We start from the raw sequence: 22,482 nt of genomic DNA on the forward strand, positions 1-22,482 counted from the left end.
CTAACGGTAAAAGCGCCAATTAATAAACGTATTTTCTTTAACGGTGCGCGTGCATCGGCCCGGTGGGCAACGATATGGCGGGGCAGCACTACAAGAGGGGGTGAATCATAGAGATGTGGCTCTCGATACGAAACGTTTTGTCCTTATGCTTTAGTCGCCTATAGCAGGCAAGGCGAACAGTGGCCGCCGTGGCGATGATCGGGTCTTGACTGTCAACGCCTTGCCTGTCTATAACAGCGCGACTTGTGACTGTGTCGAGTGCTTATGCTGATACTTCTTCTTATCGCCGTGTTGTCTATCGGGTTTTCGTTTCTCTGCTCGATTCTGGAGGCCGTGCTGCTGTCGCTCACGCCGAGCTATATTGCCCGGCTGCGTGATGAGCAGCCCGCGCTGCATGCCTCTCTGGAACACATGAAAGCGAACATTGACCGCCCGCTGGCGGCGATTCTGACGCTTAACACCATCGCCCATACCGTGGGTGCCACGGCCGTGGGCGCTCAGGCGGCCACGGTGTTCGGCGAAGCGTCGATTGGCATCGTCTCGGCGGTGATGACGCTGGCGATTCTGGTGTTTTCCGAGATCATCCCCAAAACCATCGGGGCGACCCACTGGCGGCGTCTGGCGGTGATGCTGCCGCCGGTGCTGCGGCTGATGATAGCGGCGCTGCTGCCGTTTATCTGGCTCTCCGAGCAGATCACCCGGCGCCTTGGCAGTAGCCACGAAAACGACGTGGATCTGCGTGACGAGATCAAGGTGCTGGCCCGGGTGGGGCTGGAGAAAGAGGTGCTCGACGCCGATGAAACTCGCACCATTACCAACGTGCTCAACCTTCACGAGATATCCGTGGCTCATGTGATGACGCCGCGTATCGTGTGCCAGACGGTGTTGCCGCACATGACGGCGGGGGAGTTCGAAGCGGAATACGCCCAGACACCCTTTACCCGTTTTCCGGTAATGGACAACGGTGAACAAGCGTTTGGCTACGTGCACAAGGCCGACATGTACCAGGCCGCTGCTGATGCCACCATGAAGTCGATGATGTATCCCGTTGGCCGGCTGGACGTCTCGCAAAACGTCGAGCAGGCATTTTCCGCTATGCTCGACGACCGCCACCATATGCGCGCGATATACGATGCCCACGGCAGCTTTGTGGGCCTGATTACCCTGGAAGACGTGATTGAGACGTTGCTGGGTCAGGAGATCGTGGATGAGACCGACCGCGTGGACAATTTGCGCAGCTACGCCCGCCAGCGCTGGCTGCAACGCCTGCATCAATCAAGAAAATCGCCCTGAGGCCCACGCCGCGTTAAGGTAGGCGCCCATGCCGATACGGCAAACACGGGCAAACGGGCTGAGACATAATGCAGAGCACGCTGTTATTGGGATTTTTGGGCAGCCTGGTGGCCGGCATGATGACCGCCGTCGGCGCGCTGCCGGTGCTCGTAGGCAAAACGCCGGGGCGGGCGTTTCGTGATCTGGCGCTGGGCTTTGCCGCCGGGGTCATGCTGGCGGCATCGTTTTTTTCACTGATTATTCCCGCGCTGGACGCGGCCGGCGAGCACTATGCCAACGGCGCGGTGCCGGCTGCGATTGTGTGCCTGGCGATTCTGTTCGGCATGGGCGCCATTGCGCTGCTGAACGAGCGCTTGCCCCACGAGCATTTTACCCAGGGGCGTGAAGGGCCTGAGGCCGCCTCGCTGCGCCGGGTATGGCTGTTCGTGTTTGCCATTTCCATCCATAACCTGCCGGAAGGGCTGGCCGTGGGCGTGGGCTTTGGGGCCAACGGGCTGGAGGGCGGTATGCCGCTGGCCATCGGGATTGGCCTGCAAAATATGCCCGAAGGGCTGGCGGTAGCCATCGCGTTGATGGGCGAAGGGTATTCGCGCTGGCGCGCGTTTGGCATCGCCACGCTAACCGGGCTGATCGAGCCGGTGGGCGGGCTGTTCGGTGCCGGCGTGGTCACGCTTTCGCAGATGCTGTTGCCCTGGGGGCTGGCCTTTGCCGCCGGTGCCATGCTCTACGTCATCAGCCACGAGATCATCCCCGAAACCCACCGCAGCGGGCACCAGAACAAGGCCACGCTGGGCCTTGCGCTGGGGTTGGTGATCATGCTGTTTCTGGACGTATGGCTGGGCTAAATGGCTGGCGCGCTCATGACGCGCCATGCTTTGCCGGTACGCTCAGCAATCAAGTTTCAGGCGTGCGATAGCTTTCCACCAGAATCGCGGGGTCATGTTCGGCGTGGCCGCGGCTGGCGTGGGCACGCATCAGCTGGGCGGCAAGGCCGCTCATGGGGGTGGCGCTCTGGCTGCGTTGGCTTTGCGCCACGGCCATGTCGAGATCTTTCAGCAGCGTGCGCAAATGCCAGGGCGGGTTGGCAAACTCGCCGGCCGCCATGCGCGGGGTCAGAATCTGAAACGGTTTGGAGTCGGCAAAGCCGCCGGACAGCGCTTCGGTTAGCCGCGTGGCATCCACGCCGCTGGCTTCGGCCAGCGCCACCATTTCTGCCAGCACGGCGGCCTGGCAGCCCACTACCATCTGGTTACACACCTTGGTCACCTGACCGCTGCCCACTGCGCCCATGTGGGTGACCCGGGCGGCAAGCGGCGCGAGCAGCGGCTCAACGGCTGCCATGTCGTCCGCCTCGGCGCCGCACATGATGGCCAGGCTGCCGGCCTCGGCGCCGGCGACGCCGCCGGACACCGGACTGTCTACCCAGGCCATGCCGCAGCTTTCTTTAAGCCGCTGGGCGAAATCCCGGGTGGCGGCCGGGTCGCTGCTGGAAAAGTCCACCAGCCGCTGGCCGGCGCTGCCCGAGGCGGCCACGCCGCCTTCGCCGCTATTACCATCACCAAAGACGACCTCCTCGACCACGGCAGTATTGGCCAGGCAGAGCATGACCACGTCAACGCTTTGGGTTAGCTCAGTGATGCTCTCGGCCACCGTAGCGCCGTCGGCTTTTAATGCGGCGGATTTTTCTTCCGAGCGGTTCCATACCGTCACGTCAAAGCCCGCGCTGAGCAGGCGGCGCGTCATCGGCGCGCCCATCAGCCCAATGCCGATAAACCCGAGGCGAGGTGTGCTCATGGTGTGTCTCCCAGGGGTGTCAGCCGGTTATACCTGCGCGGTGGCGTATTCCACCAGCGCTTCGGCGAAGGTGTCGGTGGTGCCGTCGCCGCCCATGTCGGGGGTGACCATGTCGCGGCGTTTTTCCAGCACGTCGCGAATGCCCTCGCGAATGGCGGTGCCTTTGGCGTTCATGCCCAGATGGTCGAGCATTTGCGCGGCGGCGAGCAGCAGCGCGCAGGGGTTGGCAATCTTCTTGCCGGTAATGTCGGGCGCCGAGCCGTGAACGGCTTCGAAAATCGCGGTTTTCTCGCCGATGTTGGCCCCCGGTGCAAGACCCAGCCCGCCCACCAGGCCCGCGCACAGGTCTGAGGTGATGTCGCCAAACAGGTTGGTGGTGACCACCACGTCGAACTGGTGCGGGTCCATCACCAGCTGCATGCAGGCATTATCGACGATCATTTCCTGAAACTCGATATCCGGATATTCGCTGGCGACTTCCCGCGCCACGTCCAGAAACAGCCCCGAGGCGGTTTTGATGATGTTGGCCTTGTGCAGCGCGGTGACTTTTTTGCGGCCGTTGTTTTTCGCCAGCTCGAAGGCGTAGCGCACGATGCGTTCGGAGCCTTTGCGCGTGACCCTGATCTGCGAAATCCCGGTGTCGCCGTCGTCGAGCATTTCCTGGCCGTCGGACATGTAGGCGCCTTCGGTATTTTCGCGCACGGTAATCATGTCGATATTGTCGTAGCGCGAGCGAGTACCGGGAAAGCTGACCGCCGGGCGCACGTTGGCGTAGAGGTCGAAATGGCGGCGAAGCTGCACGTTGATCGACGAAAAGCCCTTGCCGATGGGCGTGGTCAGCGGGCCTTTGAGCGCCAGTCCGTGCTTTTCGATGGCGTCGAGCGACACCTGAGGGATCAGCGTGCCGTGTTCCTCCAGCGCGCCCAGTCCGGCGTCGACAAAGTCGTAGCTCAGGCCGCAGTCCAGCGCGTCGAGTACGCGCAGGGTGGCATCCATGATCTCGGGGCCAATGCCGTCGCCCTTGATGACTGCAATAGACTGGCTCATTTCTTGCTCCTTTATACGTACGGAAGAATTAAACGCTGAACGGCAGGCGCGCCGGATGACTGAGACAAGCGGGCACAGCGGCGCTTTGGCGCGCTATTCACCCTGTCTCCCTGCGGCGTAATGGTACGCCAAGCGGAGGGAAAACGTCACCCTGCGAAGGCCGCGAACGGGCGCGGCAGCGCCACTTTGCTGCTAGGCTGAAACCTATAGCGTTGAGGCGGGGGCCAGGGCATCTGCAGCTCCGCCGAACGGAGATGGATCGTGCTATACAGTTTCGATCTGTTGGGTATAGCGCTGCTGATACTCGGAGTGAGCATGCTGACGGACGCCGGCGTTCTGACAATAACCCTGCCCGTGCTGATCGGCGTGGGGCTCTTCACGGCCGCGCTTTTGCTCTGGGTGCTGATGCGCTTTATCCGTCAGCGCAAAATACGCGTACGCGGTGGCCAGGAGCAGCTGCTGGATTCCCGTGCAACGGCGCTTTATGCCTTTCACGGCCGCGGCCATGTGCGCCTTCAAGGCGAACGCTGGCGTGCCCGGAGCAAGGCGCCCGTCGCCTGCGGCGAGGTGGTTAGCGTGACGCGCGTCGAGGGGTTGACCCTGCACGTGTCGCCGGTCGCTCAGCCGCCCAAAGAAGGAGCCGAACCATGATGCTTTCGTATCTTGTGCCTGTGGTTGTGGTGATCATGCTGATCGCCGCCTCGTTTCGTATCCTGCCGGAGTACCGGCGCGGCGTGGTGTTTTTTCTGGGACGCTTTCAGGCGGTGAAAGGGCCGGGGATTGCCATCGTGATTCCGCTGATCCAGTCGATGCAGAAAGTGGATTTGCGCGTGATTACCATGGACGTGCCCGAGCAGGACGTGATCTCCCGGGATAACGTCACGGTGAAGGTCAACGCGGTGCTGTACTTTCGCGTGGTGGACCCGGAAAAAGCCATTATTCAGGTAGAAAACTACGTGATGGCCACCAGCCAGCTGGCGCAAACCACGCTGCGCTCGGTGCTGGGCAAGCACGATCTGGATGAGATGCTCACCGAGCGCGACAAGCTCAACGACGATATCCAGGAGATTATCGACATCCAGACCGAAGCCTGGGGCATCAAGGTGGCCAACGTGGAGATCAAGCACGTTGATCTGGATGAAAGCATGATTCGGGCGATTGCCCGTCAGGCCGAGGCCGAACGCGAACGTCGGGCCAAGGTGATTCACGCCGAGGGCGAGCTGCAGGCGTCAAGAAAGCTGGTGGACGCCGCCAACGTCATGCAGGAAAATTCGGCCGCGCTGCAGCTGCGTTACCTGCAAACCATGAGCGACATGAGCAACAAGAACGCCTCGACGATTGTCTTTCCCTTGCCGCTGGATATCATGGACGTGTTCAAGCAGATGAAAGCCCAAGGCACTGGTTCCAGTGCTGGTTCAAAGACTTCTCCCAAGGCGACGCCCGACGAATGATGCACTCCCTTTCCCGCCGCCAGCAGGGTCTGATCATGACCGCCGGCGGCGCGCTGATCATTTCCCCCGATGCGCTGTTGATTAAACTGATCGGCCTTCCCGACTACGATGTTCTGCTGTGGCGCGGGCTGCTTACCGCGCTGGGCTTTGCGCTGATTGTGTGGCTGCGCAAGGGGCGCGGCTTCTGGCAGGCCTACCGTCGCTGCGGCTGGACCGGCGTGGGCGTGGCGTGCTTCTTTGCCGTTTCCACCTTTGGCTTTGTGCTGGGCAATCAGTACACCAAGGGCGGCAACGTGCTGATGATTCTGGCCGGCGCGCCGCTGATCGCGGCGGTGCTGTCACGCATCTTTCTGCACGAACGCCTGCCGCGACGCACCTGGGCGGCGATTTTCGTGTGCATGGTCGGCATCGCCATGATCGTGCTCGACGATGCCGGCGGTGGCTCCTGGGTGGGCAACGCCTTTGCGCTGATGGCGGCCACGGCCATGGGCTGTAACTTTACTCTGGCGCGGACCAAATCCGGCGTCGACATGAGCCCGATGCTGGCGCTTGCCGGGCTGATCGTCGCCGCAGCGGCGTTTGTGGCCAGCGGCCTGGGTACCGGGCTGAGCGCACCGCCGACCATGAGCTGGGTGTGGCTGGTGCTGCTGTGTCTGGGCATTCTGCCGCTGGGCTTTACCTTTATTCAGCGCGGCCCGCTGTACCTTCCCGCCGCCGAGGTGGGGCTTTTAATGCTGGTTGAGGTGGTCGCCGGTACGGTCTGGGTGTGGCTGATTCTGGGCGAGGAGCCTGCTCCCACAGCTCTGTTGGGCGGTGCGCTGGTGATCGGCACGCTGGTGGGCAAGGGGCTTTTTGAACGTCATCTGGAAATGCGCCAACGGCGCAAACTTCACGCCGCCTAGGCATGCAGGACGCCTTCTATGCGGGTAGAATGCGCCGCCCTGCATTAACTTCCAACCGTGGGACTGATCAATGATCGAGTCGTTTAAGCAAACCTGGCTTTCCAACCTGAGAGCCGACGTGCTGTCGGGGATCGTGGTGGCGCTGGCGCTGATTCCCGAGGCCATCGCCTTTTCCATTATCGCCGGCGTTGACCCCAAGATCGGGCTGTACGCGTCTTTCGCCATCTGTGTAATTATCGCCTTTACCGGCGGCCGGCCGGGGATGATCTCGGCGGCGACCGGCGCCATGGCGCTATTGATGGTCACGCTGGTCAAGGAGCACGGGCTCGAGTATCTGCTCGCCGCCACGCTTTTGACCGGCGTGCTGCAAATTGTCGCCGGCTATTTGCGCCTGGCTGACCTGATGCGTTTTGTGTCGCGCTCGGTGGTCACGGGCTTTGTTAACGCGCTGGCCATCCTGATTTTCATGGCTCAGCTGCCCGAGCTGACCGACGTGACCTGGCACGTTTATGCCATGACCGCTGCGGGGCTGGGGATTATCTACGGCTTTCCCTACCTGCCGAAAGTGGGGAAATCGGTACCCTCGCCGCTGGTGTGCATTCTGGTGCTGACGGTGGTGTATCTGGCTACCGGCATGGAAATTCGCACCGTGGGCGATATGGGCGAGCTTCCCGACAGCCTGCCGATTTTTCTGTGGCCGGACGTGCCGCTGACGCTGGAAACGCTCAAGATCATCTTCCCGTACTCGCTGATGCTGGCCGTGGTGGGGCTGTTGGAGTCGATGATGACCGCCACCATCGTCGATGACCTGACCGACACCACCAGCAACAAGAATCGCGAGTGCAAAGGGCAGGGCGTGGCCAACATCGGCGCCGGGCTTCTGGGCGGCATGGCCGGCTGCGCGATGATCGGCCAGTCGGTGATCAACGTGAAATCCGGCGGGCGTCAGCGCACGTCAACGCTGGTGGCCGGCGTTGCCCTGCTGATCATGGTGGTCTTTCTGGCTGACTGGGTATCGCTGATTCCCATGGCCGCGCTGGTCGCCGTGATGATCATGGTGTCCATCGGCACGTTCAGCTGGGAGTCCATTCGCGATCTGAAAAAACTCCCCATGAGCACCAACATGGTGATGCTCGCTACCGTGGCCGTCACGGTCAGCACCCACAATCTGGCGCTGGGCGTGTTTGTCGGCGTGTTGCTGGCAGCGCTTAACTTTGCCAATAAGGTGGGTAACATCCTCTATATTGGGTCCCATGAGGTAGAGGCCGGCAAGGCGCGCGAGTATCAGGTGGTTGGTCAGGTGTTTTTTGCCTCCTGTAAGCGTTTTGGCGAAGCGTTTGACTTCAAGGAGAGCGTCGATGACGTCACCATTGACCTGTCCCGCGCGCATTTTTGGGATGTCAGCGCCGTCGAAGCTCTTGACCGCGTGGTGATCAAGTTCCGCCGTGAAGGCACCGAGGTGACGCTGGTGGGCCTGAACGAAGCCAGCGCGACCATTGTTGATCGCTATGCGATTCACAACGATGCCGAAGCTGTGGACAAACTCATGGGCTAGCAGCATTGATGTCCGTCAGGCGACTAAAACAGGAGAGTCAGGATGACAGAATACGTAACGGCCGCCATCGACGGCTCGTCGTTTTCCCAGAGCGTATGCGACTACGCCACCTGGGCCAGCCAGGCGCTGGGCGCGCCGCTGATGTTTTTGCACGCGGTGGATAATCATCCGCCGGTGGTCGAAGACGCCGATCTTTCCGGCAGCCTGCAGCTGGGCGCACGCGAAACGCTGATGGAAGAGCTGGCCGAGCTGGATGAAAAGCGTGCCAAGCTCAATCGCGAGCAGGGGCAGCTGATGCTGGAGGCCGCGCAGACCCGCGCGGCTGAACGCGGTACGCCAGAGGCAAAAACGCGCCAGCGCAACGGCACGCTGGTGGAAACCCTGGCTGACCACGAAGACGAAACGCGGCTGTTGGTGCTGGGCAAGCGCGGTGAAAGCGCGGATCAGGCCAGCGGCCATCTGGGCTCGAGCCTTGAGCGCGTGGTGCGCGAACTGCGCCGCCCGATTCTAATGGTGCCGCGCGGCGGGTTCAGTGCGCCCCGCAAAGTGATGATTGCCTTTGATGGTAGCAAAACGGCGCGCAAGGGCGTTGAGATGCTGGCCAAAAGCCCGCTGTTCAAGGGCCTGGCCTGCCACGTGGTGACCGTGAGCGCGGATACCGCCGAGCACCGCATGGCGCTGGCCTGGGCGGTTAATCTGCTGCAGGATGCCGGGCTGGGGGCCGAAGGAGCGATTCGTGCCGGTGATGCCGAAGCCACGCTGCACGCCTACGAATCAGAGCACGACATTGATATTACCGTGATGGGCGCCTACGGCCATTCGCGTATTCGTCAGCTGCTGGTCGGCAGTACCACCACCAGCATGCTGCGCAATGCGCATATTCCGGTACTGATCTTGCGCTAGCGGCCGGCGTGCTATGCCCCTGTGGGCATTGTTGTCTACGCTTAATGCATGTTAACCAAGCGAAATGCCTGCTTTGACCGGTCGCTTTCCACCCATCGCTACGCCGAAGCGCTGCTCGCCGAAGCCGGTATCCGCATCAACGGCGAGCGGCCCTGGGATATCCGGCTCAAGGCGCCGGGGGTGATTGAAAACGCCCTGTCCCGGGGCAACCTGGGGCTGGGCGAAAGCTACGTGCAGGGCGACTGGGATGCCGAGTCGCTGGACCAGTTTTTCTATCGCCTGATGCGCGCAAGGCTCAACCGGCGCGTCAAGCCGACCCAGCTGATGTACCACGCGCTGCGTGTGCGGCTGCTGAACCGCCAAAGCGGTAAACGGGCGTGGCAGGTCGGCAAGGCCCACTACGATCTGGGCAACGAATTTTACGCGGCCATGCTCGACCAGCGCATGACCTACACCTGCGGCTACTGGAAACGCGCCACGACGCTGGACGACGCCCAGGCCGCCAAGCTGGATCTGGTGTGCCGCAAGCTTGCGCTGCAGCCCGGCATGCGGCTGCTGGATATCGGCTGCGGCTGGGGCAGTTTCATGGCCTACGCCGCCGAACACTACGGCGTTGAATGCGTGGGGCTGACGATTTCCCGCGAGCAGGCCGATTTCGGCCAGCGGGTGATGAAGCGCGGGCTGCCGGTAACGTTTCGGCTGGCAGACTACCGGCGTGAAACCGACACCTTCGACCGCGTGGTCAGCATCGGCATGTTCGAGCACGTGGGGCGCAAGAATCATCGCGAGTTCATGCGGGTGGCCAACCGCTGCCTGAAAGACGACGGCCTGTTTTTACTCCATACCATCGGCAAAAACGTGGCCTCTACGCCGCCGGACCCGTGGATGGATAAATACATCTTCCCCAACGGCGATGTGCCTTCCTTTAACCGCATCGTCGCGGCGGCGGATTCCCTGTTCGTGATGGAAGACGTGCACAGCTTCGGCGCCGATTACGACCGTACGCTGATGGCGTGGCACGCCAACTTCTGCCAACACTGGCTGGAGTTCCGCGAGCAGTATGGCGATACCTTCTACCGCATGTGGCGCTATTACCTGCTCAGCTGCGCGGGCGCCTTTCGCGCCCGGGAGCTGCAGCTCTGGCAGCTGGTGCTGAGCAAAGCCGGTGTAGTGGGCGGCTATTCGCGGGTGAGCTGAGCCGACGGTCGGCGTTAATCGCCTTGCAGCGCCGCTTCCAGTACGGCCAGCCGGCCGGGCGTCAGCGCGTCTTCCACGGCGGTAATCCGCAGCAGGTTGCCAATGTCGGGGTGTGCCGGCCGGGTGATGAGCTTTCCTTCGCCCAGCAGCGTCTGGTGTACCCGAGCGGCCTGTTCGGCGCTTTCCAGCCGCAGCGCGACAAAGTTGGTCGCACTGGGCAGCACCTCGGCTCCCAACGCGCTAAAGTGCGCGGCGAGGCGCTCGCGCCGCACCTTGACCGCCTCGATATGCGCCCGGGTTTCCTCGGGGTAGTCGAGCACCGTTTCGGCAATGGCCTGGGTCAGCGTCGATACCGCGTAGTGAATCCTGACCTTCATCATCAGCGAAAGCACCCAGGGCTCGGCGATGGCATAGCCAATACGCAGGCCGGCCAGCCCGTGCGCCTTGGACAGCGTGCGCAAGCGGATAACCCCCGGCAGGGCTTGAGACAGGGCTGGAGACAGTCTTGAAGACCGGGCACCGCTGGCAGCGTTATCGCGGCTGTCCTCACGAAAGTCATCACGACTGTCATCACGAAAGTCGCCGTAGGCTTCGTCGAGCAGCAGCCAGCAGCCTTCCGGCAGGCGCTTTCGCAGCGCGGCAATATCGGCGTCCGTATGTAAATGCCCGCTGGGGTTATCGGGGTTGGCCAGATACACCAGCTGCGCGCGCTCGCGCTGGGCGGCATCAGCAAGGGCGTCGAGATCCGGCGCCAGCACGCCGGGCGCCTGCCGGTAGGCCGGCTCAACCAGCCGGCAGCCGTGGCCACGGGCAAAGTAGCCAAAGGTGGGGTAGGTGCCGGCGGTGGCGACCACCGTGGTGCCCGGCTCGGCCACGGCGCGCAGCGTCAGCGCAATCAGGCTGTCGGCACCGGCGTCTACCAGCAGGTTCTCCAGCGCAATGTGCTGCTGACGGCTGAGGCGCTCGCGCACCCCCAGCGCCTCGGCATCGCCATAGCCGTAAACGTGTTCGGCCACGGCGTCGCCAAAGCGTTCGCGCAGCGCACGGTGGGGCATGTCCAGCCCTTCGTTGGACCCCAGCCGGTGGGGAATGGCGTGGCCGAGTTTGCGTTCCAGCACCTTGATGCCGGGAAATGGATTGTGCGGGCCGTCGCCGTCAAAGCGATGGGGATAGCGGGGCATGGCGGCTCTCTCGTCGGTGAATGCTAGCGTTTGGCGAACGGATTCAGGCCGTTGGCCTGACGCGACATCATGCGCTTGGCAGCGGGCAGGTGTTCGGCCACGCTCAGGCCGCAATCGCCCAGCTGGCGAAGCGGTTTGGCACCGGTAAACAGATGATGAAAACCGTCAGTGGCGGCGATCATTGCCTGATTGGCCAAGCGGCGCTGTAGCTCGAAGCGCAGCAGGGCGGGGTGCTCGCCGGCGTCGCGCCGGGCAAGGATGGTGTCCGCCAGGGTGTCGGCGTCGTGCAGGCCAATGTTCAGCCCCTGGCCGGCCAGTGGGTGCACCACGTGGGCGGCGTCACCGATCAACGCCAGACGCTTGCCGATATAGCGTTTGGCGTGCTGGCGCTTGATGGGAAAACTGGCGCGGCCGGTGACGCGCAGAATGCGCCCCAGCCGTTGGGGAAACGCCGCCTCGATGGCGCGGGCTAGCGCCTCGTCGCTGAGCATTTCCCGCGCCCGGGTGGTGGTATCGCGGTCGTACCAGATCAATGATGCACGATGGCCGGGTAGCGGCAGCATGGCCTGCGGCCCCGTGGGCGTGAAACACTGCCAGCTGACATCCTGCTGGGGCAGTTCGGTTTCGACGTTGGTGATCAGCGCGCGCTGGCGGTAATCGTAGGTGCCGATCTCGATGCCGGCCAGTTCACGCAGGGTCGAGCGCGCGCCGTCGGCGCCGACAACCAGCGCGGCGTTGAGCGTCTTGCCGTTGTCCAGCTCGAGCATTCTTGAATGGCTGGAGGCAACCGTCGAAAGCGGCGCGCAGCGGGTGTAGCAGGTCACGCCCGGCAGGGTGTGTAAGCGCTGCCACAGCGCGTACTGTAGCGCGCGGTTTTCCACAAACACGCCAAAGCGATCAAGGCCGCTGTCGGCGGCGGAAAACACGCTATGGCCGCGCCCCTGCTGGTTCCACCCTTCGATGTGACGAAACGAACAGCTGCGCGACGCGGGGATCTGCGTACCGCTGGCCTCGATAAAATCAAGCGAGCGCGCATTCAGCGAAGATATTCGCAGATCAAAGTCGCCGCTGGGTTCAGTCGGCGTAGCGCCGCGCTCAACCAGCCCCACGTTAACGCCGGCGTACCCCAGCCGGGCCGCCAGTGCAGCGCCGACCATGCCGCCGCCCACAATAACGATTTCATGATCGCGCTGCATGTTGCGTCCTCCGTTGGGTAAACTGACCATGGCGTGTTGTATCTTGACGTCAGAATCACAGTATCGTCGAGACCCACACGCTTTGCCTAGAGCGCTTTGCTGACAGGAGACTATCTTGCTGACGCTTCAACACCGCTACGCCGAGCTGCCCGCGCTTTTATGGACGGCCTGCGAGCCTACCCCCGTCGCCGCGCCGCGGCTGATCGTGTTCAACACCGCGCTGGCCAAAACGCTCGGCATGGGCGAGCAGCCCGACGACGCCACGCTGGCGCACTACTTCAGCGGCAACGAGTGCCTGCCCGGCGCGCAACCCATGGCGCTGGCCTACGCCGGCCACCAGTTCGGCAATTTTGTCCCGCAGCTGGGCGATGGCCGCGCGCTGTGGCTGGGCGAGGCGCTGGATGCCAATGGCCAGCGCCGCGACCTTCAGCTCAAGGGTAGCGGGCGCACGCCGTATTCCCGTGGCGGCGACGGCCGCTCGCCGCTGGGACCGGTGCTGCGCGAGTACCTGCTCAGCGAAGCGATGGCGGCGATGGACATTCCCACCACCCGCGCGCTTGCCGCCGTGGCCACCGGCGAGCGCGTCATGCGCCAGCCGCCGGAGCCGGGCGCGGTGCTAACGCGGGTGGCAAAAAGCCACATCCGCGTGGGCACCTTCCAGTTTGCCGCCGCGCGGGGCGATGTGGACGCGCTCAAGGCGTTGGCCGAGCACGCCATTGAGCGCCATTACCCCGAATGTCAGGCGGAACACGGCGCCAACGCGCGCTATCTGGCGTTTTTCGAGGCGGTGGTGCGCCGTCAGGCATATCTTGTTGCCCGCTGGATGGGCGTGGGCTTTATCCACGGGGTGATGAATACCGATAACGCCAGCGTCGCCGGCGAGACCATCGACTACGGCCCCTGCGCCTTTATGGAGGCGTTTGACCCGCACAAGGTGTATAGCTCGATCGATCAGGGCGGGCGCTATGCCTTTGCCAACCAGCCGGGGATTGCCCAGTGGAACCTCGCTCGGCTGGCCGAATGCCTGCTGATGCTGATGGACGGTGACGAGCAAGCTCAGGTCGATGAAGCCACCGCCGTGCTGCGCCGCTTTGACGACTTTTTTGCCGTCGAGCGCGCCGCGGTAAACGCCGACAAGCTGGGGCTTGCCAGTGACAACGAGGCGGCCACGCCGCTGATGGAGGCGCTGGAAGACGCCATGCACAAGGGGCAGATGGACATGACCGCGATCTTTGATGCCTTGTATCGCCATATTGCCAAGCCCGGCGAAGCCGGCCGCAAAGCGCTGCTGGCGCTGACGTTAGCCCCCGACGCGCTGGCCGGCTGGATCGAGCAGTGGCAGTGCGAGGAAGTCGCCAGCCGCGACGCCGAACGCCTTGCCGCCATGCGCCGCGCTAATCCGGTTATCATCCCGCGCAATCACCGCGTACAGGAAGCGATCCGCGCCGCCGAAGACGGCGATTTCACCCCGTTTTACGCGCTGCTGAGCGTGGTTATCGCACCGTTTGACGACACGCCGGAAGCGCGCCGGCTAGGCGCGCCGGCCGCCTCGGACGAGAACGTGCTGCGGACTTTCTGCGGTACCTGACCGGCGATGCGCAAAATCATCCACTGCGACTGCGACTGCTTTTACGCCGCGGTCGAAATGCGCGATAACCCGGCGCTGGCGGACATTCCCATTGCGATTGGCGGCAGCGTCGAGCGTCGCGGCGTTGTCGCCACCTGCAACTATCCCGCGCGGGCTTACGGCATCCACTCGGCGATGCCCACCGCGCAGGCGCTCAAGCGCTGCCCGCACCTCACGCTGATTCGCGGCGATATGCCCAAATACAAGGCCGTAGCGCAGCAGGTGTTTGCCATTTATCGCGACGTCACCGAGCTGGTCGAGCCGCTGTCCCTCGACGAAGCCTACCTGGACGTCTCAGAGGTGAGCGCTCACCAGGGCAGCGCTACGCGCATGGCCGAGGCGATTCGCGCGCGGGTGGCGCGCGAGGTGGGTATTACCGTCTCGGCGGGGGTGGCGCCCAACAAATTTCTGGCCAAGATCGCCAGCGACTGGCACAAACCCGACGGGCTGTGCGTGATTACGCCCGACGCCATCGACGATTTTGTCCGTGCGCTGCCGGTCAAAAAGATTCACGGCGTCGGGCCGCGCACCGGTGAAAAGCTCAAGGCGCTGGGTATTACCACCTGCGACGACGTACGTAAGCGCTCGCTTACCGAGCTGGTCGAGCATTTCGGGCGCTTTGGTCAACGCCTTCACGAGCTCAGCTGGGGGCACGACGAGCGCCCGGTGAAAATCCACCGCGAGCGTAAATCGGTCAGCACCGAGCAGACCTACCCGCAGGATTTACCCGGGCTCGACGCCTGCCGCCGCGAACTGCCGGCGCTGATCGACGACCTGAAACGCCGCTACCAGCGCCTTGATCCGCCGCCCGGCGTGCGCGGGGCGATGGTCAAGATCAAGTTCAACGACTTCACCCAGACCACCGTGGAGCACGCCGGCGCGATCCCCGACGACGCACCGTTTGCCGCGCTGTTAAGCGCCGGCTGGCAGCGCGGTAAGCGCCCCGTGCGGCTGCTGGGGGTGGGCTACCGCTTGGCCGAACCTGCCCCCGACACCCAGCTGACGCTTTTCTGAGGTGCAGAACGGCCTGTTGGCATTCAGGCTTTCATTCGGAAATAAAACAGTCGTATGATTGTAGCGCCGCCGACCTGATACGCTGATCTGATAAGCCGACCTGATAAAGAGCCCTGCCATGAGCCAACCCACCGCTAAAGCCCGTCCCCGGCTGGTATTCGCCCACGCCAATGGTTTCCCCGGGCTGAGCTACAAAAGCCTGCTGGCGCCGCTGGCCGATACGTTCGATGTTCACCCGCTGGAGCGTTTGGGGCATCACCCGGATTATCCGGTCAATCATAACTGGGGAAATATGGTCGACGAGCTGTTGGCGAGCCTGCCGGCGTCCGGCGAGCGCGTATTGGGCGTCGGCCATTCGCTGGGCGGCCTGCTGATGGCCATGGCTGCGCGCCAGCGCCCCGAACGCTTTTACGGCGTGATAATGCTGGACCCGCCGATGCTGCTGGGCATTGACGCGCTGGCGATGAAGGCGGCCAAGCGGCTGGGCTTTATTGACCGTATTACGCCGGCGGGTAAGACGCTGAAGCGCCGCCGTGAATGGCCCAGCCGCGAAGCGATGGCCCACTCGCTACGCCGTCGCGGGCTGTTTCGCAGCTTTACCGCTGAGGCGCTCAACGACTACGTTCAGGCCGGCTCGCGGCCGCTGGATGATGGCCGCGTGACGCTGGCCTTCCAGCCCGAGATCGAAGTCGAGATTTTTCGTCACCTGCCGGATGACATCACGCGGCTGCCGCAAACGCTGGGCGTTCCGTCGGTGCTGGTGGCAGGCGAAACGTCAGACTTGATGACCGCTGCGCGCGTCAAGCGGCTCAAGCGTCGCGGCATGCGCGTGCTGAACGTACCCGGCTCGCACATGTTTCCCATGGAATACCCCGCGCCGACCCGCGAAGCGATACGCCAGGCGTGGGCGATGATCGAGGCGGCCAACGCCTCGGCATGATCGCCGTGCGAGATGTGATAGCGTGAAGGGACTCACTTACGTTATCAGGATCATGCTATCAGGAGGCGTTATGTACCTTTCCATGCAGCTGAGCTATTACCCGTTGAAAGACGACTTCAAACCGCCGGTCAAGGAGGTGATCAAGCGCCTTGAGGCCTCGGGGCTTGAGGTGTATTCCAACCGCATGAGCACCCAGGTGTTCGGCGACTTTGATGCGGTGATGGCCGCGCTTGCCGAGCTGATGAAGTGGTCGTTCGAGACCTACGGCAAGGCCGCGTTTACCGCCAACTTCCTCGAAGGCGACCGCCGACCGCGCGCTTAACCCGGGCTGGCCGCTTTGTCGTGTCGGGACGGCCAAAGACGTGCCGCGAGCGCCGTCGACACCAGTGCGATCGTCCCCAGCAGGGCAAAGGTTTCGATCAGGCCCACTTCTGCCCCGACCCAGCCCGCCAGCGGATAGGCCAGCAGCCAGCAACCGTGTGACAGTGAGAACTGCGCGGCGAACAGCGCCGGACGGTCCTGTGGCTGACACGACTGTTTGAGCAGCCGCCCGGTGGGCGTCATGATCAGCGAGGCGCCAGCACCCAGCAGGAACCACAGCCCCATCAGGCCCACGAAGCCCGGCGCGAGCAGACCCAGATACAGGCTCAGCGTCATCAATACCCCGCCCGCGAGCATGAGCGGGCGTTCGCGCACGCGCTCCAGCACCTTCGGCATCAGCAGGGCGACCATCATCGAGCCGCCGCCGACCGCCGCGAAGGCCATGGCCACCGCTTGCTCGCCCAGGCCCAGGAAGGTGCGAACGTAGACCACGGTGTTGACGATTTGCATGGCCCCGGCGGCCGATACCACCATGTTCAGGGCCAATAGCCCCCGCAATCGCGGTGTTTTCAAGTAAACCCTCATCCCATGAGAGACCCGCTGCCAAAGGCTCGACGCCTCATCGTCCATGGCCTGAGGCGATGGCAGGATCACTGAGACGACGAGGCCGGCAGAGACCAGAAAGGCCAGGCCGTTGAGCAGGAACAGCACGTTGAAGCTCATCAACATCAGTAACGCCGCGGCGGCCATGGGGCTGAGCAGGTTCTCGAGGTCATAGGCGAGCCGCGAAAGCGACAGCGCCCGAGTGTACTGCTCTTCGTCCTCGAGGAGATCCGGGATTGTCGCCTGAAAGACCGGAGTGAAGCCCGCCGAGGCGGCATTGAGCAAGAAGATCAGCACATAGATCTGCCAGACCTCGGTGACAAAGGGCAGCGCGCAGACCACGGACGCCCGTAGCAGGTCCAGGCCGACCAGCAGGGTGCGGCGCGGCAGGCGCGAGGCATAGGCACCCACCACCGGCGCAATGCCCACATAGGCCACCATCTTGATCGCCAGGGCCGTGCCCAGCACGATCCCCGCCTGTCCGGCGGCCAGATCGTGGGCCAGCAGCGCCAGCGCGATCGTTGTCAGTCCAGTGCCGGCGAGGGCGGTGACCTGGGCCAGGAAGAGATGTCGGTAAGTGCGGTGTTTCAGAATTGCCAGCATGGTTCACCGGTGATGGGAGCTATTCGATAATGACTGCCTTGATGCTTTGATCCCGATACGACGTTGTCGGCCGGATCGTTGTGGCTGTCGTCGATCTAGATTAGCATTATATCCCCCCTAGGGGGATATGCCAATCAGCCGGTCTGGCTCGATCAGACCTGTGAATTCCCCGTTTTTCCCATCAGGAACGCTGACAATGCCTCACCATCAACTCGACCAATGGCAACACGATCACGTCTTCGGACAGAACCACAAGCGATCCGGCGAAATGCGCGCCCTCATCGTGGTAGGGCTGACTGTTGCGATGATGTTCTGGGAAATTCTGGCGGGGGTAGTCTACGGCTCGATGGCGTTGCTGGCTGATGGGTTGCATATGGGCTCCCACGCGGTCGCTCTTGGCATTGCCGCCTTCGCGTACGTCTATGCACGTAAAAATGCAGGCAACGCGCGGTTTTCTTTTGGCACAGGGAAAGTTAATGCGCTGGGCGGATTTACTGGAGCCGTCCTGTTAGCCGGTTTCGCGGTTTATATTGCGATTGAAAGCATTGGACGCTTTATTGATCCGGTTATCATATCCTTCAATGCGGCAATCTTTGTCGCGGTGATTGGTCTGGTGGTCAATGGCGTTTCGGCCTGGTTACTCGGTGGAGGGGATCACGACCATGGACACAGCCATGATCACCATCATCACGGCCACCACGATCACAATCGTCGGGCCGCCTATTTTCACGTTCTTGCCGACGCCTTGACCTCCGTGTTGGCGATTGTGGCTCTGTTGGCAGGTAAATATGCTGGCTGGAACTGGTTGGACCCGTTCATGGGGCTCGTTGGCGCTGCATTGATCACGCGTTGGTCATGGTGTCTGCTCAAGGAGACTTCCACGGTACTCCTGGACCAGCAGCATCACGACATGGGGGAGTCCGTCAAACGAGCCGTTGAGAATGACGACGCGCGAGTCAGCGACCTGCATGTATGGGCCATCGGTCCCAGCATTTATGCAGCGATTGTCTCGATTGTATCCCATCAGCCAGAGTCGCCCACCGTCTATAAACAGCGCATCCAGGCTCGTTGCCCATCGTTGGTGCATGTCACTGTTGAACCGCTGCAGTGTGACTGATGCCTTTCGGGGCAGGGTCACAGGTACCTGGCGATTGCCTTGAATTCATCGACACGTTGCTGCTGGTCGGGCTCCAGTGGGCCCATCGCGTCGTCCAGACAATGTTCTATGTGATCTTGGACCAATACTCGCTTGGCCTGTTGGACGGCCTTCTCTACAGCGTGAAGTTGCTGGGCGATGTCCAGGCAGGGACGCCCATCCTCAATCATCTGGGTCACGCTCTGCAGGTGCCCTCGAGCTCGGCTCAGGCGCTTGATGATATCAGGATGCGACTGGTGGGTATGTGCTGTCATATTCAGTTCCTCGTCGGTATTCCTATCCCCCTGGGGAGGATGTTATGCTCTGATCCACTATCGTACCAATGCCCTACGGGGAGCAGGCTAGATAGTCCATAACTCTGATCTTCGTCCTCATGCTGGTCTGCTTGTATGCTTAACCGCCTGTGTTATCGCCTTGGTTATCTGACCTTACTGCTGCTGATTGTGCAGGGGCTGGTCATGTCTGACATTGGTGAAATACAGGCTCATGGTCCGATCGATTCGACGACGATCGAACACACGCTCAAGAGTGAACTCACGGAAGCGCATACGCACGGCCACGCACATGCTCCGACAGATCGCCATTCTCTGCCGCATGATAGCGGTAGTCACTTCCATGAGACAGCGGATCGGGTCGCCACGGGGATAGTCATTCCTCTCTTGATGCCCGGCTCCGCCAAGAGGCATCGGCCGGATGGTTTCCCGCTGCGTCGTGTTTTCCGGATAGTTCGCCCTCCACGGCCGGTCATCGTTGCATGACCGGGGTCGCCTGCCTGGCGACCGTTATTCCATATTAAACCGTGGAGATTCTCATGTTTTCCTCATTGACGGGGCGCGTGTTCGGTGTGCCTGACAAGGCCCGACACTACGTCCTTACCCTGATCGCGCTGCTGGTATTGCTTCTGGGAGCCAGCGGCGAAGCCTTTGCCCATGCCGTCGCGGAAGGCGACAAAGGCTATATCCAGGAGATCTATGGCATGCACCTGATCTCTTTTATCTACCTCGGTGCCAAGCACATGGTGACGGGGTACGACCATATTCTGTTTCTGCTCGGGGTGATCTTCTTCCTCTACCGGATGCAGCACATCGCCATCTACGTCAGCCTCTTCGCTTTGGGGCACTCCACGACGATGCTGCTCGGGGTGTTCTTCAACATTGGCATCAACAGCTATCTCATCGATGCCATTATCGGGCTGTCCATCGTTTACAAGGCGCTGGACAATCTTGGTGCCTACCAGCGCTGGTTCGGCTTCCAGCCCAATACCAAGGCGGCAACGCTGGTGTTTGGTTTCTTCCACGGCTTCGGCCTCTCGACCAAGATCATCGAGTACGAGATTTCTCCGGACGGCCTGATGCCCAACCTGCTGGCGTTCAACGTCGGCGTGGAGATCGGCCAGCTGCTGGCCCTGGGGGCGATTCTCATCGTGATGGGATTCTGGCGGCGCACTGCCGGCTTTCTACGTCATGCCTATACCGCCAATGTCGCCATGATGTCCGCCGGTTTTCTGTTGATTGGCTATCAGCTTACCGGCCTGTTCACCGCCTAATTCACGGAGCTCAAAATGTACAACACAGATATGCCTACCCGCGCCGAACTGCCCTCTACCGGGAAGCTGATTCGTTCGACCCTGCTGGCCGCAGTGGCGGCCTCCGTCCTGTTAGTGACCGTGGTACTGCCCGCAGAGTACGCGATTGACCCCACCGGAGCGGGGCGCCTCCTGGGGCTGACCGACATGGGGGAAATCAAGCAGCAACTGGCGGAAGAAGCCGCGCTCGACCGGGCGAATGCCGACGCTGCACTCAGATTAGACGCGTCGGTTGCGGTAACGCCGGAATCCGAGGCCCAGCAGGGCGCCGCCGAGACCACCGTTAGCCGGTCCGTTACTTCTTCAGTCGCGGTCCAGGAAGAGGCCTCAGCGCCCGAGCCGGCCATCACTTGGCGTGATGAAGTGAGCTTCACTTTATCGCCGGGCGAAGGAACCGAGTACAAGATGACGATGAACGAAGGCAACGTTGCGAGCTTCGCCTGGGAGTCCGCAGGAGGACCGGTCAACTTCGACACTCATGGAGACGGAGGTGGCAACGCCATCAGCTATGAGAAAGGACGCGGCGTTCCCCAGGATGAGGGTGCTCTGGAGGCGGCTTTTACCGGCAATCACGGCTGGTTTTTCCGGAACCGTAATGACAACGCCGTAACCGTCGTGCTGCGTATTGACGGTGATTACGGTGAGCTGGAACGTATTCTTTGATCGCCAAAGCAATCCTCAGCCCCTGGCCCTCATGGAGGGCCAGGGGCTCTATATTCGCGTAGCCCTTCAGTATCTTCTTTTCTCCCGAAAATCGATCAGCCCACCTGCTTTATGCTCAAGGTAGAACATTAAAAACATCAGGATGTTGGCGCAATGTTTTACGCTGGGCTGCTCGACCGCACTGGCATATCAGAAGCCTTTGACCAGAACGCTGGCCGTGAGCCACAAGCCTATACCTATAGCCCGATGCGGTGCGCCCGGTGGGTGAAAAATATCCCGCTGGGCGACTCGCTTTCCAGCCGGGCGATTTCCTCAAAGGTGTGGGTGTCGTAGACCGTGATACGGTCGCTGTCCCGGGCGGAGACCCACACTTGCTCGCCCCTGGGCGAAAACTCCATATGCAGCACGGCATCCCCGGGGGACAGCGTGGCGATGACCTCGCGGCGCTGGGTGTCGATCACCTGCACCACGTCGTTGTTCGGGTGGGCGAAGTTGACCCATATCTGCCGCTGATCGGGGCGGCTCATGACGAAAATGGGCTGGCCGTGTACCGCAATACGGTCGCTCAGCGTCCAGTCGGCGGTGTCGGCTACCAGCACTTCGTGGCGGCCCACCGCGGGGAAAAACGCCTGACGCCCGGCCATTGTCCAGCCTTCCAGATGCGGCATCTTGTAGACCGGCAGGCGCTCTTCACCGCGCCCGTAGTCGGGCAGAATCCGGCTGACGCCGTTTTCCGGGTGCCATAAATCCAGCAGCGCGAGGCCGTCTTCGCCGAACAGTCCGGCAATGTAGTAGCGCCCGCTGGGGTCAATCAGCGCGTCGTAAGGCTGTTGGCCAATGCCGCTAAAGCGCGTGACCTGCGGGTCGCCGCTCATATCCACGACGCGAATCTCGCCGGCATCGAACAGGCTGTACACGAAGCGGTTGCCCGGCGCATCCACCAGCCCGACCACTTTGGAACGCTGGGTCTCGCCGTTGGCATCGCGGTAGGTGGCGGGTAGATCGGCCACCGGTTCCAGGGTTTGGCTGTCGAATATGCGCACGCCGCCGGGTTCGTAGTTGGCCACCGCGACCCGCGTCCCGTCCTGGGAAATGGCCCCGCCGATACTGTTGCCCGACTGCATGACGCGGTGGGTGATCTCGCCGCGCAGCAGGTCCACCCGGCTAAGTCCGCCGTCGCGGCCAAAAATAAACGCGTAGCGTCCGTCCCGGGCGAACTTCACCGAGGCGTGGGATAAATCCCCCAGCCCTTCAACGCGTTCAAGCACCTGATGCGCGCTGGTATCCACCACGGCGACGCTGCCCGATGCGCGCTCGACGACAACCCCCAGGTCTCCCGTGCCGCGCAGCGTGGCGTTTGGCGCTGAGGCGCAGCCGGCGAGCAGCGCAAGCGCTGAAGCAGCAACCAGGGCCCGGGGGCGCAGGGCGCGGCGGTGTGGCAAAAGCGTCAT

Annotated in this window: 22 protein-coding genes; 15 read left to right on the plus strand and 7 right to left on the minus strand. The window is 62.4% G+C overall.

The features are described from left to right. Window positions 1-264: 264 nt before the first annotated feature. Both B5495_RS12035 and B5495_RS12040 read left to right on the plus strand, forming a co-directional pair. A complete protein-coding gene (locus B5495_RS12035; protein WP_079554047.1) occupies window positions 265-1,293 on the plus strand; it encodes a CNNM domain-containing protein in 1,029 nt (342 codons plus the stop codon). A gap of 68 nt (window positions 1,294-1,361) precedes the next feature. Beyond that, the gene (locus B5495_RS12040) at window positions 1,362-2,138 is read left to right on the plus strand and encodes a ZIP family metal transporter (protein ID WP_079554049.1); all 777 of its coding nucleotides are present in this window, start codon (window positions 1,362-1,364) and stop codon (window positions 2,136-2,138) included. A 49-nt stretch (window positions 2,139-2,187) separates the two neighbouring features. Here B5495_RS12040 and B5495_RS12045 read toward each other — a convergent pair whose 3' ends face one another. Together B5495_RS12045 and B5495_RS12050 are read right to left on the minus strand one after the other, a co-directional pair. Beyond that, window positions 2,188-3,087 (minus strand): NAD(P)-dependent oxidoreductase, encoded by a 900-nt coding sequence (locus tag B5495_RS12045; protein ID WP_079554051.1) that lies wholly within the window; start codon window positions 3,085-3,087, stop codon window positions 2,188-2,190. A gap of 27 nt (window positions 3,088-3,114) precedes the next feature. After that, window positions 3,115-4,134, minus strand: coding sequence for an isocitrate dehydrogenase (locus B5495_RS12050; protein WP_079554053.1), 1,020 nt, complete (start codon window positions 4,132-4,134; stop codon window positions 3,115-3,117). A gap of 261 nt (window positions 4,135-4,395) precedes the next feature. On the opposite strand from B5495_RS12050, the gene B5495_RS12055 reads away from it, so the two are divergent. The 6 genes from B5495_RS12055 (at window position 4,396) to cfa (ending at window position 10,142) form a co-directional block, all read left to right on the plus strand. Beyond that, entirely contained in the window at window positions 4,396-4,785 is a 390-nt protein-coding gene (locus tag B5495_RS12055; protein WP_079554055.1) for an NfeD family protein, read from the plus strand. Further along, the gene (locus tag B5495_RS12060; protein ID WP_079554057.1) at window positions 4,782-5,585 is read left to right on the plus strand and encodes a slipin family protein; all 804 of its coding nucleotides are present in this window, start codon (window positions 4,782-4,784) and stop codon (window positions 5,583-5,585) included. Before B5495_RS12055 ends, B5495_RS12060 begins: the two co-directional genes overlap by 4 nt. Beyond that, the gene (locus B5495_RS12065) at window positions 5,582-6,487 is read left to right on the plus strand and encodes a DMT family transporter (RefSeq protein ID WP_079554059.1); all 906 of its coding nucleotides are present in this window, start codon (window positions 5,582-5,584) and stop codon (window positions 6,485-6,487) included. The genes B5495_RS12060 and B5495_RS12065 overlap by 4 nt, the downstream gene beginning before the upstream one ends. Before the next feature lie 70 nt (window positions 6,488-6,557). Further along, window positions 6,558-8,042 carry a SulP family inorganic anion transporter gene (locus B5495_RS12070; protein WP_079554061.1) on the plus strand — a complete coding sequence of 495 codons (1,485 nt, stop codon included), beginning with the start codon at window positions 6,558-6,560 and terminating at the stop codon, window positions 8,040-8,042. Window positions 8,043-8,084: 42 nt separating this feature from the next. Continuing rightward, window positions 8,085-8,945, plus strand: a complete 861-nt coding sequence (locus B5495_RS12075; protein WP_079554062.1) for a universal stress protein — start codon at window positions 8,085-8,087, stop codon at window positions 8,943-8,945. 48 nt (window positions 8,946-8,993) lie between these two features. Next, window positions 8,994-10,142 (plus strand): cyclopropane fatty acyl phospholipid synthase, encoded by a 1,149-nt coding sequence (cfa, locus tag B5495_RS12080; RefSeq protein ID WP_079554064.1) that lies wholly within the window; start codon window positions 8,994-8,996, stop codon window positions 10,140-10,142. 14 nt (window positions 10,143-10,156) lie between these two features. Here the strand turns inward: cfa and B5495_RS12085 are convergent, their stop codons facing one another. Then, window positions 10,157-11,323, minus strand: coding sequence for an aminotransferase class I/II-fold pyridoxal phosphate-dependent enzyme (locus B5495_RS12085; protein WP_079554066.1), 1,167 nt, complete (start codon window positions 11,321-11,323; stop codon window positions 10,157-10,159). Window positions 11,324-11,346: 23 nt separating this feature from the next. Then, window positions 11,347-12,519, minus strand: a complete 1,173-nt coding sequence (locus B5495_RS12090; protein ID WP_079554067.1) for a UbiH/UbiF/VisC/COQ6 family ubiquinone biosynthesis hydroxylase — start codon at window positions 12,517-12,519, stop codon at window positions 11,347-11,349. Between the two features lie 115 nt (window positions 12,520-12,634). Here B5495_RS12090 and B5495_RS12095 point away from each other — a divergent pair, with 115 nt between their 5' ends. The 4 genes from B5495_RS12095 to B5495_RS12110 all read left to right on the plus strand — a co-directional run bounded on the left by B5495_RS12095 (window position 12,635) and on the right by B5495_RS12110 (window position 16,422). Beyond that, complete coding sequence (locus tag B5495_RS12095) at window positions 12,635-14,107, plus strand: protein adenylyltransferase SelO (protein ID WP_079554069.1); 1,473 nt, start codon at window positions 12,635-12,637, stop codon at window positions 14,105-14,107. Window positions 14,108-14,113: 6 nt separating this feature from the next. Then, window positions 14,114-15,160, plus strand: a complete 1,047-nt coding sequence (dinB, locus tag B5495_RS12100) for a DNA polymerase IV (protein WP_079554071.1) — start codon at window positions 14,114-14,116, stop codon at window positions 15,158-15,160. 118 nt (window positions 15,161-15,278) lie between these two features. Beyond that, the gene (locus B5495_RS12105; protein ID WP_079554073.1) at window positions 15,279-16,100 is read left to right on the plus strand and encodes an alpha/beta fold hydrolase; all 822 of its coding nucleotides are present in this window, start codon (window positions 15,279-15,281) and stop codon (window positions 16,098-16,100) included. Between the two features lie 70 nt (window positions 16,101-16,170). Further along, complete coding sequence (locus B5495_RS12110) at window positions 16,171-16,422, plus strand: YkoF family thiamine/hydroxymethylpyrimidine-binding protein (RefSeq protein ID WP_079554075.1); 252 nt, start codon at window positions 16,171-16,173, stop codon at window positions 16,420-16,422. Here the strand turns inward: B5495_RS12110 and B5495_RS12115 are convergent. Then, window positions 16,419-17,627 (minus strand): MFS transporter, encoded by a 1,209-nt coding sequence (locus B5495_RS12115; protein WP_079554077.1) that lies wholly within the window; start codon window positions 17,625-17,627, stop codon window positions 16,419-16,421. The genes B5495_RS12110 and B5495_RS12115 overlap by 4 nt on opposite strands. A 196-nt stretch (window positions 17,628-17,823) precedes the next feature. Between B5495_RS12115 and dmeF the strand changes: the two genes are divergently transcribed. After that, a complete protein-coding gene (dmeF, locus tag B5495_RS12120; protein WP_079554079.1) occupies window positions 17,824-18,744 on the plus strand; it encodes a CDF family Co(II)/Ni(II) efflux transporter DmeF in 921 nt (306 codons plus the stop codon). Between the two features lie 17 nt (window positions 18,745-18,761). On the opposite strand, the gene B5495_RS12125 is transcribed toward dmeF, so the two are convergent. Then, a complete protein-coding gene (locus B5495_RS12125; RefSeq protein ID WP_079554080.1) occupies window positions 18,762-19,037 on the minus strand; it encodes a metal-sensing transcriptional repressor in 276 nt (91 codons plus the stop codon). Between the two features lie 557 nt (window positions 19,038-19,594). Here B5495_RS12125 and B5495_RS12135 point away from each other — a divergent pair. Both B5495_RS12135 and B5495_RS12140 read left to right on the plus strand, forming a co-directional pair. Continuing rightward, window positions 19,595-20,329, plus strand: a complete 735-nt coding sequence (locus B5495_RS12135) for a HupE/UreJ family protein (RefSeq protein WP_079554084.1) — start codon at window positions 19,595-19,597, stop codon at window positions 20,327-20,329. A gap of 15 nt (window positions 20,330-20,344) precedes the next feature. Next, entirely contained in the window at window positions 20,345-21,031 is a 687-nt protein-coding gene (locus B5495_RS12140) for a hypothetical protein (protein WP_079554086.1), read from the plus strand. A 236-nt stretch (window positions 21,032-21,267) separates the two neighbouring features. Here B5495_RS12140 and B5495_RS12145 read toward each other — a convergent pair whose 3' ends face one another. After that, the gene (locus B5495_RS12145; protein WP_079554088.1) at window positions 21,268-22,482 is read right to left on the minus strand and encodes a cytochrome D1 domain-containing protein; all 1,215 of its coding nucleotides are present in this window, start codon (window positions 22,480-22,482) and stop codon (window positions 21,268-21,270) included.

Source organism: Vreelandella subglaciescola, from assembly GCF_900142895.1.
Lineage (GTDB): Bacteria > Pseudomonadota > Gammaproteobacteria > Pseudomonadales > Halomonadaceae > Vreelandella > Vreelandella subglaciescola.

Excerpts from the sequence above, each read along its gene's own strand:
- B5495_RS12035 (WP_079554047.1), top strand. The coding sequence starts at position 265 with ATGCTGATACTTCTTCTTATCGCCGTGTTGTCTATCGGGTTTTCGTTT.
- B5495_RS12040 (WP_079554049.1), top strand. The coding sequence starts at position 1,362 with ATGCAGAGCACGCTGTTATTGGGATTTTTGGGCAGCCTGGTGGCCGGC.
- B5495_RS12045 (WP_079554051.1), bottom strand. The coding sequence starts at position 3,087 with ATGAGCACACCTCGCCTCGGGTTTATCGGCATTGGGCTGATGGGCGCG.
- B5495_RS12050 (WP_079554053.1), bottom strand. The coding sequence starts at position 4,134 with ATGAGCCAGTCTATTGCAGTCATCAAGGGCGACGGCATTGGCCCCGAG.
- B5495_RS12060 (WP_079554057.1), top strand. The coding sequence starts at position 4,782 with ATGATGCTTTCGTATCTTGTGCCTGTGGTTGTGGTGATCATGCTGATC.
- B5495_RS12065 (WP_079554059.1), top strand. The coding sequence starts at position 5,582 with ATGATGCACTCCCTTTCCCGCCGCCAGCAGGGTCTGATCATGACCGCC.
- B5495_RS12070 (WP_079554061.1), top strand. The coding sequence starts at position 6,558 with ATGATCGAGTCGTTTAAGCAAACCTGGCTTTCCAACCTGAGAGCCGAC.
- B5495_RS12075 (WP_079554062.1), top strand. The coding sequence starts at position 8,085 with ATGACAGAATACGTAACGGCCGCCATCGACGGCTCGTCGTTTTCCCAG.
- cfa (WP_079554064.1), top strand. The coding sequence starts at position 8,994 with ATGTTAACCAAGCGAAATGCCTGCTTTGACCGGTCGCTTTCCACCCAT.
- B5495_RS12085 (WP_079554066.1), bottom strand. The coding sequence starts at position 11,323 with ATGCCCCGCTATCCCCATCGCTTTGACGGCGACGGCCCGCACAATCCA.
- B5495_RS12090 (WP_079554067.1), bottom strand. The coding sequence starts at position 12,519 with ATGCAGCGCGATCATGAAATCGTTATTGTGGGCGGCGGCATGGTCGGC.
- dinB (WP_079554071.1), top strand. The coding sequence starts at position 14,114 with ATGCGCAAAATCATCCACTGCGACTGCGACTGCTTTTACGCCGCGGTC.
- B5495_RS12105 (WP_079554073.1), top strand. The coding sequence starts at position 15,279 with ATGAGCCAACCCACCGCTAAAGCCCGTCCCCGGCTGGTATTCGCCCAC.
- B5495_RS12110 (WP_079554075.1), top strand. The coding sequence starts at position 16,171 with ATGTACCTTTCCATGCAGCTGAGCTATTACCCGTTGAAAGACGACTTC.
- B5495_RS12115 (WP_079554077.1), bottom strand. The coding sequence starts at position 17,627 with ATGCTGGCAATTCTGAAACACCGCACTTACCGACATCTCTTCCTGGCC.
- dmeF (WP_079554079.1), top strand. The coding sequence starts at position 17,824 with ATGCCTCACCATCAACTCGACCAATGGCAACACGATCACGTCTTCGGA.
- B5495_RS12125 (WP_079554080.1), bottom strand. The coding sequence starts at position 19,037 with ATGACAGCACATACCCACCAGTCGCATCCTGATATCATCAAGCGCCTG.
- B5495_RS12135 (WP_079554084.1), top strand. The coding sequence starts at position 19,595 with ATGTTTTCCTCATTGACGGGGCGCGTGTTCGGTGTGCCTGACAAGGCC.
- B5495_RS12140 (WP_079554086.1), top strand. The coding sequence starts at position 20,345 with ATGTACAACACAGATATGCCTACCCGCGCCGAACTGCCCTCTACCGGG.
- B5495_RS12145 (WP_079554088.1), bottom strand. The coding sequence starts at position 22,482 with ATGACGCTTTTGCCACACCGCCGCGCCCTGCGCCCCCGGGCCCTGGTT.